The sequence below is a fragment of the Corynebacterium tuberculostearicum genome, assembly GCF_030229345.1.
GTDB classification, from domain to species: domain Bacteria; phylum Actinomycetota; class Actinomycetes; order Mycobacteriales; family Mycobacteriaceae; genus Corynebacterium; species Corynebacterium tuberculostearicum_G.
The window spans coordinates 1-12,221 of sequence record NZ_JASPGP010000016.1; the positions used below are offsets into that span (position 1 = coordinate 1).

The 12,221-nt window shown below is 61.0% G+C and carries 17 protein-coding genes; 10 read left to right on the forward strand and 7 right to left on the reverse strand.

From position 1 onward, the window contains the following. Window positions 1–259 precede the first annotated feature (259 nt). The 3 genes from QP884_RS10130 to QP884_RS10140 are packed head-to-tail and all read left to right on the forward strand — an operon-like array spanning window position 260 to window position 1,451. Window positions 260–670 (forward strand): HAD-IA family hydrolase, encoded by a 411-nt coding sequence (locus tag QP884_RS10130; protein WP_239278750.1) that lies wholly within the window; start codon window positions 260–262, stop codon window positions 668–670. Further along, window positions 670–1,185, forward strand: coding sequence for a DUF6912 family protein (locus QP884_RS10135; RefSeq protein WP_374048912.1), 516 nt, complete (start codon window positions 670–672; stop codon window positions 1,183–1,185). The genes QP884_RS10130 and QP884_RS10135 overlap by 1 nt, the downstream gene beginning before the upstream one ends. A gap of 17 nt (window positions 1,186–1,202) precedes the next feature. Further along, a complete protein-coding gene (locus QP884_RS10140) occupies window positions 1,203–1,451 on the forward strand; it encodes a hypothetical protein (protein ID WP_239278752.1) in 249 nt (82 codons plus the stop codon). Here the strand turns inward: QP884_RS10140 and rsgA are convergent. Further along, complete coding sequence (rsgA, locus tag QP884_RS10145; protein ID WP_269954201.1) at window positions 1,448–2,473, reverse strand: ribosome small subunit-dependent GTPase A; 1,026 nt, start codon at window positions 2,471–2,473, stop codon at window positions 1,448–1,450. The genes QP884_RS10140 and rsgA overlap by 4 nt on opposite strands. Continuing rightward, entirely contained in the window at window positions 2,466–3,767 is a 1,302-nt protein-coding gene (aroA, locus tag QP884_RS10150) for a 3-phosphoshikimate 1-carboxyvinyltransferase (protein WP_284821929.1), read from the reverse strand. The genes rsgA and aroA overlap by 8 nt, the downstream gene beginning before the upstream one ends. On the opposite strand from aroA, the gene QP884_RS10155 reads away from it, so the two are divergent. Then, complete coding sequence (locus tag QP884_RS10155) at window positions 3,766–4,413, forward strand: SOS response-associated peptidase (protein ID WP_284821930.1); 648 nt, start codon at window positions 3,766–3,768, stop codon at window positions 4,411–4,413. The two genes, aroA and QP884_RS10155, sit on opposite strands and share 2 nt — an antisense overlap. Here QP884_RS10155 and ybaK read toward each other — a convergent pair. Next, the gene (ybaK, locus tag QP884_RS10160; RefSeq protein ID WP_284821931.1) at window positions 4,399–4,902 is read right to left on the reverse strand and encodes a Cys-tRNA(Pro) deacylase; all 504 of its coding nucleotides are present in this window, start codon (window positions 4,900–4,902) and stop codon (window positions 4,399–4,401) included. The two genes, QP884_RS10155 and ybaK, sit on opposite strands and share 15 nt — an antisense overlap. A 37-nt stretch (window positions 4,903–4,939) precedes the next feature. On the opposite strand from ybaK, the gene QP884_RS10165 reads away from it, so the two are divergent. Together QP884_RS10165 and QP884_RS10170 are read left to right on the forward strand one after the other, a co-directional pair. Beyond that, window positions 4,940–5,542 carry a sigma-70 family RNA polymerase sigma factor gene (locus QP884_RS10165; RefSeq protein ID WP_200436091.1) on the forward strand — a complete coding sequence of 201 codons (603 nt, stop codon included), beginning with the start codon at window positions 4,940–4,942 and terminating at the stop codon, window positions 5,540–5,542. Further along, window positions 5,542–5,814 (forward strand): anti-sigma factor, encoded by a 273-nt coding sequence (locus QP884_RS10170; RefSeq protein ID WP_005326557.1) that lies wholly within the window; start codon window positions 5,542–5,544, stop codon window positions 5,812–5,814. The genes QP884_RS10165 and QP884_RS10170 overlap by 1 nt, the downstream gene beginning before the upstream one ends. A 266-nt stretch (window positions 5,815–6,080) precedes the next feature. On the opposite strand, the gene QP884_RS11290 is transcribed toward QP884_RS10170, so the two are convergent. Together QP884_RS11290 and QP884_RS10175 are read right to left on the reverse strand one after the other, a co-directional pair. Continuing rightward, window positions 6,081–6,155: a 50S ribosomal protein bL37 gene (locus QP884_RS11290; protein WP_100067784.1), complete on the reverse strand. Its 75-nt coding sequence runs from the start codon at window positions 6,153–6,155 to the stop codon at window positions 6,081–6,083. A gap of 83 nt (window positions 6,156–6,238) precedes the next feature. After that, window positions 6,239–6,499, reverse strand: coding sequence for a WhiB family transcriptional regulator (locus tag QP884_RS10175; protein WP_005322377.1), 261 nt, complete (start codon window positions 6,497–6,499; stop codon window positions 6,239–6,241). A 497-nt stretch (window positions 6,500–6,996) separates the two neighbouring features. Between QP884_RS10175 and QP884_RS10180 the strand changes: the two genes are divergently transcribed. Then, entirely contained in the window at window positions 6,997–7,485 is a 489-nt protein-coding gene (locus tag QP884_RS10180; RefSeq protein WP_269954204.1) for a hypothetical protein, read from the forward strand. A gap of 70 nt (window positions 7,486–7,555) precedes the next feature. On the opposite strand, the gene QP884_RS10185 is transcribed toward QP884_RS10180, so the two are convergent. Together QP884_RS10185 and QP884_RS10190 are read right to left on the reverse strand one after the other, a co-directional pair. After that, window positions 7,556–8,794, reverse strand: coding sequence for an Rv3212 family protein (locus QP884_RS10185; protein ID WP_284821932.1), 1,239 nt, complete (start codon window positions 8,792–8,794; stop codon window positions 7,556–7,558). Then, on the reverse strand, window positions 8,791–10,116 hold the full coding sequence (locus tag QP884_RS10190; protein WP_284821933.1) for a DEAD/DEAH box helicase: 1,326 nt from the start codon (window positions 10,114–10,116) through the stop codon (window positions 8,791–8,793). Before QP884_RS10190 ends, QP884_RS10185 begins: the two co-directional genes overlap by 4 nt. A gap of 72 nt (window positions 10,117–10,188) precedes the next feature. On the opposite strand from QP884_RS10190, the gene QP884_RS10195 reads away from it, so the two are divergent. The 3 genes from QP884_RS10195 to QP884_RS10205 all read left to right on the forward strand — a co-directional run bounded on the left by QP884_RS10195 (window position 10,189) and on the right by QP884_RS10205 (window position 12,208). Beyond that, window positions 10,189–10,413, forward strand: coding sequence for a DUF3107 domain-containing protein (locus tag QP884_RS10195; protein WP_005322370.1), 225 nt, complete (start codon window positions 10,189–10,191; stop codon window positions 10,411–10,413). 61 nt (window positions 10,414–10,474) lie between these two features. Beyond that, entirely contained in the window at window positions 10,475–11,413 is a 939-nt protein-coding gene (locus tag QP884_RS10200; RefSeq protein WP_284821934.1) for a DUF3152 domain-containing protein, read from the forward strand. A 9-nt stretch (window positions 11,414–11,422) separates the two neighbouring features. Further along, a complete protein-coding gene (locus tag QP884_RS10205; RefSeq protein WP_284821935.1) occupies window positions 11,423–12,208 on the forward strand; it encodes a hypothetical protein in 786 nt (261 codons plus the stop codon). The last annotated feature ends 13 nt before the right edge of the window (window positions 12,209–12,221 follow it).

Here is a 12,221-nt window from a genome sequence, read left to right on the forward strand (position 1 = left end):
GATGCAATATCGAAATCAGACCCTTGAAGCCCTAACCGCCTAGAATTAAACCAGTCCAACTTTCGGGGGCCAGTTCAGTACATGGTGGGGAAGTAATGCTCCTGCATAAGGACAGGAGGCGGACGCGTGATAATTGTCTCATGCCCGCCCCGACCCCGCCATTTCTGAGGGTTTCCTGAAAGGGGTGGGCGCGAATGCGCGCGTGGTTCGCTATACTCTCGGGGAGTTAAATAGAATCGTAACCAAAGGATTTAAGTACATGCGTGGTCTAATCGTTGACTATGTCGGCGTCCTTGACGGCACCGAAGAAGACAACCGTCGGTGGAAGGCGCTGCTGGCCGCCGCCAAGGCAAATGGCGCAGCAACCGCCATCCTGTCCAATGACCCAGGCGGACCAGGTGCAGAGCACATCCGCGAGTGGGAGTACCGCGGAAACGTCGACGCAGTCGTTCTCTCCGGCGAGGTGGGGGCGGAAAAGCCAGAGGTTGCAGCCTTCCAAGCGGCAGCGGATGCCCTTGAGTTGCCGCTCAATGATTGTGTCATGGTTGATGATTCCATTCTCAACGTTCGCGCGGCCGTAGAGGCAGGCATGGTCGGCTTCTTGTACACGAGCTTCGACCGCGTCTCTGTAGAAATTCAGGCAGTCTTCGATATTGAAGGTGAGTTTTAGTGGCTAAAGCCCGCGTTTACATCCCTGCGACCTACGCCATGCTGGCGGAGCTGGAAGAAACCGGCTCCCTGTCCGCGCGCTCCGGCTGGGGCTTTATGGTAACCCCTGCGCTGCAGGAGTTCTATACCGAGGGCGATGAAGAAGAAATTGCCTACTCGGCCTTCCTTGAGGCCTCTATGGCCTCCATGCGCCTTTTGGCCATTGGCGATGAAGAGAAGTTCCCGCACCGCCGCGTGGTTATCTCGGTAGACTTGGATGATTCTGTCCTCACCCCGCGCCCGGATATGGGCGAGCCGGTGGTAGAGCTTAAGCCAGCGCAGTTCAGCAAGGACGACCTAGCGGCCGTCCACGTGGATATTGCGGAGTCCGAGGAAACCACCGCAAAGGCCATCGAGGCCATCGATACCGCGGACCTTGGTGATGAGGATGCGGAGCTGGCCGTGGGCGATGCACTGGATAAGTTCATGGCCTTTTATCACCCGACCGAGCTGCCGTTCCTCGTAGAACTGCTCTAATTACTTAAGGAGACAATATGACTCAGCGCTTCAAGAACCTCGCTGCGGCCACCGTTACCGCAGGCGCAGCCCTCAGTGCCGCGCCGGCCGCCCTGGCAGATACCACCCCAGCTGCGGATGCGGCTGCCGACGCCGTGCCCACCACCCCGTGGCTGGCGCTGCTAGAGACTTCGTCCCAGGGCACCTGGGGCCAGATCCTCGATGTATTCTTCGGCATCGTGGATGGCATTTTGGGTGTTATGGCCGACACCGGCTTCCACCTCTAATTTTCCCACTCCACGTTGGTGCGCAGGGCCTCGAGTAGGCCGCGCACCGCGTCGCGCCGCCGTGCACTGGCGGTATCAGGGGGAATCAGCGCAGGATCATCGAGGCCGCATTCTGGGTCCGCAGGCGGGCCCATATGCGTACAACCGCGGGGGCAGTCCTCGATGGCGGCGGCAAGGTCTTCAAAGACGCCAAGCACGTCATCGGCATCCACGTGTGCGAGGCCAAAGGAACGGATGCCTGGGGTATCGATAATCCAGCCGCCGGTGAATGCATCCTCGGCGGGGAGGGGGAGCGCCACCGATTGGGTGGAAGTATGCCTGCCCTTGCCGACGCCCGATACTTCCCCTGTCTCCCTATCCGCGTCTGGTACCAGCCGGTTGACCAGGGTGGATTTGCCCACGCCGGAATGTCCGATGAGCGCGGTGACGTGGCCGTCGATGTGGTTGCGCACCGCCTCAAGTCCGTCTTCGACGCCGGCTTCCACCACCGTGATATCGAGATCGGCGAACTCGGCCGCGAAGGGGGCAGGATCGGTGAGATCGGTCTTGGTCAAGCACAGGATGGGGTGGATATTGCCCACAAACGCAGCGATGAGGGCGCGCTCGACAAACCCAGAGCGCGGCGGCGGATCGGCCACGGCGGTGACGATCAGCATCTGGTCCGCATTCGCCACCACGATGCGCTCATAAGGGTCGGTGTCATCGGCCGTGCGCCGGAGGACGGAGGTGCGTTCTTCCAGCTTCACAATGCGCGCTAGGGTGTCCTTCTTGCCGGAGGTATCGCCCACCACGCCCACGCGGTCGCCCACCTCGATGGCGGTGCGGCCCAGCTCACGGGCGCGCATGGCGGTGACCCGCGGGCCGTCGTCCAGTGCTACGCCCCAGCGCCCGCGGTCTTTGGTGATGACCATGCCGAACTTGGCATTTTTGTGCTTGGGGCGGTCCTTAGTACGTGGCCGCGAGCCCTTCCCGGGGCGCACGCGTACGTCGGATTCATCGAAAGAACCGAAACGCCTAGCCATTGCTCTCCTGTTGCTCGGGGTCCACCATCGTCTCCCACATGCGGTCGAAGCCAGGCAGAGTCTTCGCGGTGGTGGAAATGTCTTCTACCTCTACGCCCGGTACCCGCAGGCCGATAATCGCACCCGCGGTGGCCATGCGGTGATCGGCGTAGCACGGCCACTTTCCGCCGTGGAGAGGGGCGGGGTCGATATGTAGGCCGTCGGCAAGCTCGGTGACCTTGCCGCCGAGGGCATTGATATTATCCGCCAGCGCCTTCAAACGGTCGGTCTCATGGCCGCGCAGGTGCGCAATGCCGGTCAGGGTAGAGGGGGTCTCCGCCAGGGCGCACAACGCCGCGACGGTGGGGGTGAGCTCGCCAATGTCGCCCATGTTGCGCTCGATGCCCTGCAGCGCGCCGTCTTTGTCGCCCTTGGCAGTGACAAAGCCCGGCTCTTGGGTGACCATGACGCCCATATCCACCAAAATATGCCGAATGGCGTCGCCCGGCTGGGTGCTATTGGCAGGCCAGCGCTTAATGGTCACCCGGCCGCCGGTGACGGCAGCGGCGGCAAGGAAGGGCGTGGCATTGGATAGATCCGGCTCGATTGCCCACTCTCGCCCGGCAATCGGGCCAGGGTGCACGGTCCAGGTATTCTCGCCGGAATCCACGCGTACGCCGGCTTGGCGCAGCATGCCTACAGTCATCTCCACGTGCGGCATGGAGGGCAGCGGACCGCCCTTGTGGGTGACGGAAATGCCCTGTGCAAAGCGCGCACCGGCCAGTAGTAGTCCGGAGACGAACTGCGAGGAGCCAGAGGCGTCGATTGTAACCTCACCGCCTTCCGGTACCCCGTGCGAGCGCACACTAAAGGGCAGGCTATCGCCGTCCACCTCGACGCCGAGCTGGCGCAGTGCATCCAGGGTGGTGGATATGGGGCGGGCGTAGGCCTGCTCGTCGCCGTCGACAAGCACGGCGCCGTCCGCCAGGGCCGCAACCGGCGGGATAAAGCGCATGACCGTGCCGGCTAGGCCGCAGTCCACCGTGGCACCCTTAAGCGGGCCGGGGGTGACGTGGATATCCTCGCCTTCGTGCTCGAAGCGCACGCCCATAGATTCCAGGGCCTTTTCCATCAGCTGCGAATCGCGGGAGACCAGCGGCGCGCGCAGGGTAGAGGGGCCATCGGCCAACGCCGCCAGAATGAAGGCGCGGTTGGTAATAGACTTCGAGCCCGGCACGTGCTGGGCCCACGTAATGGGGCCTGCCGCTTGCGGGGCGGACCAAGGTTGAGACATATCGTCCATAATAGAGGGCATGTGCGGAAGATTCGTTCTTTTTACCGAGTCCCTTCTCGATGAAGTGGGCGCACTGCCCGGAGTTACTGAGGTCCACGCCCCACAAGGTACCCCAGGCCCGCGCTACAATATTGCGCCCACCCAGCCGGTGGCGATGGTGCGCGTGCACGAAAGCCTCGCCCAAGTCGACCCTGCGCGGTGGGCGCTGCTGCCGCACTGGAAGAAGGACCTGGACGGCCCGCCGCTGTTTAACGCCCGGGCGGAGACGGTGGCCACCAAACCCTCCTTCCGGCATGCCTTTAAGGGGCAGCGTTGCCTTATCCCCATGAACGGCTACTACGAATGGCACCAGGAAGAAGGCGGCAAGCAGCCCTATTACGTCCGCGCGGAAGAGGGCCTGTTGTGGGCGGCGGGCCTATGGGACACCGGCCTGGACCGCCTGTCCGCCACGATTGTCACCACTGCGGCTACGGAAGAAATGGAGTGGCTGCACCACCGCCTGCCACGCTTCTTGGCGCCCGATGAAATGCGTACCTGGCTGGAGGGCAGCCCTGAAGAGGCCGCCGAGCTGCTCTTGCCGACGCCCCTTCGTGGCTTCCACACCCACCCCGCCGACAAGGCCGTGGGCAGCGTATCCAACGATTATCCGGAGCTACTGGGCGAGTAGATCGGCAAAGCTAGCAGAGCACAGCTCTGCGAGGCTCTCCGCACTGAGCTCGATATCGAGCCCGCGGCGCCCGCCGGAAATAAAGACAGTATCGAAAAGGACGGCGGTTTCCTCAATGACCGTGGGCAGCGGGTTTTTCTGGCCCAGCGGGGAAATGCCGCCGGGAATGTATCCGGATGACTTGGATGCGTCATGCGGATCCGCCATGGCGGCCTTAGAAACGCCGTGGGCGGCCGCGGCCTTCTTGAGGCTCAGGTGGTGGGTGGTAGGGATAACGCAGACTGCCAGCTTGCGCTTTGGTCCCTTGCCCGCAGTTAAATCGATGACCAGGGTTTTGAGCACGCGATCCGGCTCTACCTCTAGGGCAGCCGCGGCGTGATCACCGAAGTGATCCTTGCCCGCCTCAAAGGTATACACGTGGTGGTCTACGCCGGCATCTTCCACTACTTTGAGCGCTGGGGTAGCTGCATGCGGGGACTTTTTAGACATGCCTGGGATTCTAACGCTACGCGTTAGGATAGAAATTGTGGCTAAAGAAACAATCAGCGAAAAGGAGCTGCAGCGCCGCTTCGAAGCGGAAGCGCTGCCCCTGCTAGACCAGCTCTACGGCGGTGCCCTGCGCATGACGCGCAACCCGCAAGATGCTGAGGATCTCGTGCAGGAGACCTACCTCAAGGCCTATAAGTCCTTTCATTCCTTCAAGCAAGGTACAAACCTTAAGGCTTGGCTGTATCGCATCATGACCAATAACTACATCAACTCCTACCGCAAGGCGAAGCGCCGCCCCACGGAGTCCTCGGCCGATGACTTGAGCGATTTTCAGCTCTATACCACTGCTGGGCACGATTCCACTGGCCTGGAATCCGCCGAGGTATCAGCGCTTAAAGACATGCCGGACGCCACCATTTCAGAGGCCATGAATGACTTGCCAGACGACTACCGGATGGTGGTGTACTACGCGGATGTAGAAGGCTTGGCGTATAAGGAAATTGCAGAAATCATGGATACTCCGCTGGGTACGGTGATGTCCCGATTGCACCGGGGAAGAAAATTGCTCCGGAAAGCGTTGAAAGACGTGGCACGAGAACAAGGCATTGGATTAGAACACCCAGACATGGAGGAGAAGTAATGGACCGCGCAACGGAACACAACTGTGGTGCGTGTAGCTCCCCAGAGGTACAGGCCCTCCTGTGCGAGCTTCTCGATGAATCAACCACCTATGCCCGCGCACTCGCCATCCGCGAGCACATCGCCCAGTGCGATTTCTGCCAACAGCGCCTCGAGAGCGAGGAGATTATCCGCTCCCTGGTGCGCAACTGCTGTAATGGCCAGGCCAAGGCGCCGCAGGCGCTGCGCCGCCGCATTTCGGTAGAGATCACCCGCATCGACACGGCGTGGTAGGCACTGTTGCTCACCCGCTGTGGTGGGGTCTGGTCTCATGATCTTCCAACTCTTTGCTTGGGTCCATACTGATCGGGCCGAATTGAGGGCGGAAGGGCCGAATTGAGACCCTAATGCGTTCAATTCGGCCCGATCACATTGGACTTAAGGCACGGAGAGGTCAAGCGGGGAGCTAGGAGACGACATCGATGTGCGTCTGACATAGCAAAAGCCCGGTTCCACGGTCGAAGTGACCGAGGGAACCGGGCTTTGAGTAATGCTGTGCGTTATGCGCCAGGACGCTTGCCGTGATTAGCGGACTTCTTGCGGCGATCCTTGCGCTTGCGACCACGCTTGCTCATTGCGCACTCCTTCGTTGAGGGTATCTGAACTTTATTCAACTGTAGCGGCTAAGGGCGCCGAAACGAAAATTGGGGGCTGCTTATTAAGCGGAAACGCGAGCGCGGCCACGGCCGCGGTTGCGGCGGCGCTTGAGGGCGCGGCGCTCTTCTTCAGACAGGCCGCCCCAGACGCCGGCGTCCAGGCCGGATTCCAGTGCCCACTTCAGGCAGGAAGAGGCAACAGGGCAGCGGTTGCAGACCAGCTTGGCCTTAGCGATTTGGGTAAGTGCGGGACCAGAATTGCCTACTGGGAAGAACAGCTCGGGGTCTTCGTCGCGGCAAACAGCTTCGTGGCGCCAATCCATGATTGATATCTCCTAACAAAAATTCGACAGCAGTAAGCACAAGCGCTTTTCACGAAAATGAAAAGCAACCAATGCCAGGGTGGGTGGTTGTGTGAACTGGTCTGCGTGCAGTGGGGCCCGGTCTCGAGGTCGGGCCAGCGTCGTCGCCGCCAATGGTTCACATTGTGGTTGCTTGAAGTTTCCTTCAAGTTAAGAAGAGGTTTACGTCCTCTTTCTTTTTGCTACCCCAGAATCATGACATGTTTACTCAGACTCCGCTAGGGGTAGAGGCAAAATTGTGGCTAACCTCACTTGAATGAAACTGGTGTGGGGGTCATTTGAGTCCATGATCGAGTTGAAAGAAGCCTGTGAGAAACGCGCTGAACTGGCGTATTGTCCAAAAATCATTGAGTGCGGTGACTGAAGAGGCGTCAAATCTACCCAGCTAACCTCTGCCCCCGCGAAACCTGAGTGGCGCACAAGGAAATGGCCTTGACCGGTGAGTAGACTGTGGGTTTGTGTCTAAGCAGAAGAAAAAGCAGGTAAACAAAAAGCAAAGTGTTTCCTCCGCGCAGCCGGCGCGTGAGGAGAAGGCCCAGCAGGGCGCGCCACAGCCGGTACTCGTGGCCGCAGCGCTCGCCGTGGTTCAGTCCATCGCCGTCATCTGCTTCGGTATCTTCCTGATTGTGCGCGAGGCGACCGGCGCAGAAAATGAATCCATGGTGTCGGACTCGGGCTCCGGAAGCTTTGTAGGGCTGGGCACCGCACTATTTATCTTTATTGTCTTTGGCTTTGTCATCGTCGGTGCTTGGGCCATGGTCAAGGGAAAGCGCTGGGGTAGGGGGGCCATTATCCTGGTGGAGCTCATCTTGGCAGCGAGCTCCTTCCAGATGTTCAGCGGCGGATCGCCGCTACTTGGTGCGGTGACCTTGGCGAGCGCCGCAGTAGTCATCTTCCTGCTGATGTTCGTCCGCGCTTCCACGGAGTGGGCGGCAGCTAACTTCTAAATTCGCCGCCACGCACAAGGGCCGCGCCCCGGGAAATCCCGAAGGCGCGGCCCTTTCTGTAGTGGAGGGGTTAATCGGCGCTTAGGCCCACGACCTGATCGCCGCGGGTTTCCACGATGGTGTCGCCCGCCAAGGTGAGGTAGACGGGGCCGCGGTAGCCGCCGCGATCAACCGGGATGGTTCGCAGAGTTTTGCCGGTGGACCAATCCATGACAGCAATGCCTGCTTGAGTAGGGACCACCATGTGCTCGTCGACGGCGATGGGGGTGCCGATGGCATCGTCTACCACGTGATCCACTGCGAGGTCGCTCGGCTTGAAGAGGTAGAGGCGGGAGCCATCAAACCAGGTCATATGGTGTGGCAGGTCCGCGGTTGCCGGGGCGAATGGGGAAGCACCTGCGTCAATATCTGGAGAGGGCTCTGCCGAAGTAGAGTCCAGCTTTTCGCCCTTATTGTCATAGGACTCGATCGTGGGATTCGGGCCTGGGCGGTAGACGGCGGCGGCCTTTTGCCCCACAGCGACAAGCCGGGCGCCGTCGGTGGCTATGTCCACATCGGCAGCGATATCGGGCTCACGGGAATCATCAGGGGTGGTGTCTTGGAAGCGCAACCAAGTGGTGCCCGGTTTATCGGGGCAGGACTCGGTCAGCGCCAAATTCTCGGTACGGGTGAGGGCGGAGCTAATGGTGCAGTCCTCATGCGGTTGCTTGTCCGGCTCCTGCTTTGCCTCCACATCACCGTATTCCACGGTGCGCACCAAATCGGAGCGCCACAAATCGATGCGGTCAGAGGAGACCGTTCCTACCCGGTCATTGGAGGAAACGGGTACTACCTCTTCCGAGCTGACGGCGCTGCGGGTGCTGTCATACTCACCGGTCGCAGCCTCAATTGCCACGGTATCCCCGCAGCCCACGCCGGTTTTATACGACGCCACGATTTTGCCCCACGCGGTAGACAGCGAGCACAGATCTGCGTCCGTGCGCTCATAAGTCCAAGCCTCGGAGCCGTCCGGGTTGGTGGCGGTGAGCGTGTGATCGGCGTGCGTGATGGTCAGGCCGTGTGCCGAAACCGCCCGGTATTGGCCAGGAACCGGTTCGTTGGGGAGGTTGAAGGACTCGTGGAGGGCCTTAGGGACGTCGGCAAGCGCGGGTGCATCCTTATCCCCAGGAACGGCCGCTTGGCTGAGATGCGCTTGATTAATATTGGCGGTAATAGCCGCGCCGCCGACCGCGATGGCGCAGAGCACGGCAATAATGCCGGTGGCCTTCCAATCGGCGGGCGTCGAGCGCAAAATGGGAGCTTTAGTCATCGGCGGCCTCCTCGCCGGCGCCGGGAGCTGCCGCGGCGCGCGGTGGTACGGGTGGGGGATTTCTCGCGGACGGGCACCTGGCCCACGACCTTGGTCTCAGGACCGACAGTTTCCTCTACCTCCGCGGGGATGTCTAACGCCTGGGCCAGCTCCGGGGACGTGGAGAACCACTGCGGCGGATTCGGCTCACCCAAATCCAGCTCATCATTAATAACCTGCCATTTGCCCAGCTCATCATAGCCCACCATGGTGATAGCGGTGCCCGTATGGCCGGCGCGACCCGTGCGGCCGATGCGGTGGACAAAGGTCATCGGTTCATCCGGAACCTGATAGTTGATGACGTGGGTGACATCATCAACGTCGATGCCGCGGGCGGCAATATCAGTGGCGACCAAGATATCCACCTGGCCGGTGCGGAAGGCATGGAGCGACTTCTCGCGCGACTTTTGCCCCAGATCGCCGTGGACCGCGCCCACGTGGAAGCCGCGCCGGGCAAGATCATCGGCCAACTGGGCGGCCGCGCGCTTGGTGCGGGCGAAGATGATGGTGCGCCCGCGGCCGGCGGCCTGCAGGGCGTGGGCGACGACGGCAACCTTATCCATGCGGTGGGCCTGGAAGGTGACTTTACGAGTGGAGGAATGGGTGAAATCCTGCTCGCCGGATTCGGCGCGGATATGGATGGGTTTATCCATAAACCGGCGGGCGAGCGTCAAAATCGCGCCCGGCATCGTAGCGGAAAAGAGCATGGTCTGATGCGCATTGCCATCGAGCGCCTTGAGGATAGCCTCCACCGAGGGTAAAAAGCCCAGATCCAGCATCTCGTCGGCCTCATCGAGTACCAAGATAGCTACGCGATCGAGCTGCAGATTGCCGCGTTCGTGGAGATCGATCAAGCGGCCAGGCGTGCCAATGATGACATCGACGCCCTTGTTGAGCTTTTTGATCTGCTCCTCATAGGGGCGGCCGCCGTAAATAGAGGCTAAGCGCACGGGCAGGTGGGCGGCAGCCACCTGCAGGTCCTCGGTGACCTGCTGGGCAAGCTCGCGGGTGGGGACCACCACGAGGGCGCGCGGAGTGCCATCGAGCTCGTCGATATCGGCATCATCAAAGACGCGGTCCAAAAGCGGCACGCCAAAGCCATAGGTCTTGCCCATGCCGGTGCGCGCTTGGCCAATCAAGTCCTGGCCGGATAGCGCGATGGGCAGGGTTAATTCCTGGATTGCAAAAGTACGCGTGATGCCACGAGTGGCGAGACCATCGCAGATTTCGGCCGCAACGCCGAGGTCCGCGAAGCTCGGTGGCTGGGATTTTATGTCAGACACACCTTGATAGTAGCCGGGATGGTTATAGTGGGGCCATTGACAATAAAAACTCTAGTTAGAGGAGGAATCTTCATGGATATCAAGTTTGGCTTCGCGGATACCGCTCGGGAGCTGGTCATTAGCGCTGCAGGTGACCAGGCCGAGCTGACGCAGAAGATTAACAGTGCCCTGGCGGATAACTCCACCCTGGAATTGGAAGATGACAAGGGCCGCAAGTACCTCGTGCGCACTGACCGTGTGGTCTACGTCGAGGTCGGCATTGCCAAGAAGCACGCCGTGGGATTCGCCGGCGCCTAAGGCGAGCGCATAGGGCTACTGATTCAGCTTTTTTAAATACAAGCGGGTAACCTAAGACCCCATGGAAAAAAGGGAGACTCGCCACGCTCACCGGAGCCAGCGCCATAGGCCGGACCACCCCAATGCGGTGGTCCGGTTTGCGCGTCAATATGGCTGGTGGCGTGTGGTGGCGATCCCCCTCATGATCGCGCTGACCATTTGGTTCATCGTCGATATCGCCACCGGTACTTCCTCTGAAGAAGAAGCGGAAGGCACTAGCGCGCCTGCCCCAACGAGTACGGAAAAGGTAGGCCCCGATCCTGCTGACGCCGCAGCGGTCAAGCGGGAAATCAGCGAGATGCCGCCCGGTGGCTCCTACACCAAGCAAGGTAAGGGCACCTTCCACGAGGTAGGCGAGCCCGGCGCCGTCACGGGTAAGGGCGGCGAGCAAAAGGTGCGCTATTCCATCGAGGTGGAAGATGGACTTAATACCGCACCGTATGGCGGCGATGAGTCTTTTGCCGCCATGGTCGAGGCCACCTTGTCTGACCCGCGCGGTTGGACCGCACAGAAGGACTTCGAATTCGAGCACGTGGCCGCCGATGCGGAGCCGGATACCCGCATTCAGCTGACTTCGCTCGGCACCGCCGCAGAGCGCTGTGGCGAGAAGATTGAAACGGAAACCTCCTGCCACACCACCATTACGGGCGAGTCCACCACGATTATCAATGAGGCCCGCTGGGTGCGCGGTGCGACGCCGTTTGAGGGGGATATGGGCAATTACCGCCAGTACGTCATCAACCACGAGTTGGGCCATGCCATTGGCTATGCGGCCCACCAGCCGTGTGGCGGCCAGGGCAAGCTAGCGCCGGTCATGATGCAGCAGACCTTGGACCTTAACAACAAGAAATTGCACGATCGCAATCCCAGCGAGGTCTATCCTGATGAGGACGTGACCTGCTCACCAAACCCGTGGCCTTATCCGAATCCGGATAATAAGGATCCCCACCAACCCGAATAGGAGTTAAGGATGCCGCTTCCCCCAGAGCATGTTTTAAGCGCCTTCCACGCGGAAACCGGTGCCACTGGTACCCGCCGCGCGCAGGGCGATCAATTGGGCCCGGTGTGGGATAACGGCATCAAGGTGGGCGACGTGGTCTATTCCCAGGCCGGTCCGTTTGCCGCCTGGTCCGCTAAGGTGCGCGAGCGCCTCAGCGTGCAGGGGTCCCGCGTTTCCCGGCCGGTACTGTCTAGCGATGGTCGGCACACGGCTGCAGGGTGGAAGGCTACCCAGTTTATTCCGGGCCAAGTACGCGGGCGAATTGATGAAACCGCACAGATGGCGTTGCGCCTCGACGCGGCTATCGCCGAGGTACCCCTTCCCAACGGGCAGCGTAGCGATGCCTTCGCTCGCGCAGAGCGCGCCGCCTGGGAGGAAACGGGCGAGGCTTATCGCCCAGCCCTGCTTGCCGACGTCCCCCTTGTCCCCGCCCACACCGCTCTTCTCACCACCACGGTTTACCACGGCTCCAACCCGCCGGGCATTGTGGACATTGTGCCGAGCGAATCCCCGCGCCCAGCCGGCTGGACGGCCGCTTTGGTTATTGTGGATGGGCTCATTGGCCAAGCGGTCGATGATGGGATCTGTCAGCGCTTTAGTCATGTACCTGGTATGCCGGAATTACTGTTGCGCGCTGTGTCGTATCGTCGTCATGTCAATGACCTGCACTCCGCGTCGCGTTCAAACACTCGTTCGCACATTGAGCGGGTGGAGCAGCATCTGGTGTCGCGGGCATCTGCCATACTGGAGCGGTGAGTTACGACCCCCA

Bases quoted from the DNA above. Each gene is read 5' to 3' on its own strand.
- rsgA (WP_269954201.1), bottom strand. From the start codon at position 2,473: ATGGCTAGGCGTTTCGGTTCTTTCGATGAATCCGACGTACGCGTGCGC.
- QP884_RS10155 (WP_284821930.1), top strand. From the start codon at position 3,766: ATGTGCGGAAGATTCGTTCTTTTTACCGAGTCCCTTCTCGATGAAGTG.
- ybaK (WP_284821931.1), bottom strand. From the start codon at position 4,902: ATGTCTAAAAAGTCCCCGCATGCAGCTACCCCAGCGCTCAAAGTAGTG.
- QP884_RS10200 (WP_284821934.1), top strand. From the start codon at position 10,475: ATGGAAAAAAGGGAGACTCGCCACGCTCACCGGAGCCAGCGCCATAGG.
- QP884_RS10140 (WP_239278752.1), top strand. From the start codon at position 1,203: ATGACTCAGCGCTTCAAGAACCTCGCTGCGGCCACCGTTACCGCAGGC.
- QP884_RS10195 (WP_005322370.1), top strand. From the start codon at position 10,189: ATGGATATCAAGTTTGGCTTCGCGGATACCGCTCGGGAGCTGGTCATT.
- aroA (WP_284821929.1), bottom strand. From the start codon at position 3,767: ATGCCCTCTATTATGGACGATATGTCTCAACCTTGGTCCGCCCCGCAA.
- QP884_RS10175 (WP_005322377.1), bottom strand. From the start codon at position 6,499: ATGGATTGGCGCCACGAAGCTGTTTGCCGCGACGAAGACCCCGAGCTG.
- QP884_RS10130 (WP_239278750.1), top strand. From the start codon at position 260: ATGCGTGGTCTAATCGTTGACTATGTCGGCGTCCTTGACGGCACCGAA.
- QP884_RS10170 (WP_005326557.1), top strand. From the start codon at position 5,542: ATGGACCGCGCAACGGAACACAACTGTGGTGCGTGTAGCTCCCCAGAG.
- QP884_RS10185 (WP_284821932.1), bottom strand. From the start codon at position 8,794: ATGACTAAAGCTCCCATTTTGCGCTCGACGCCCGCCGATTGGAAGGCC.
- QP884_RS10205 (WP_284821935.1), top strand. From the start codon at position 11,423: ATGCCGCTTCCCCCAGAGCATGTTTTAAGCGCCTTCCACGCGGAAACC.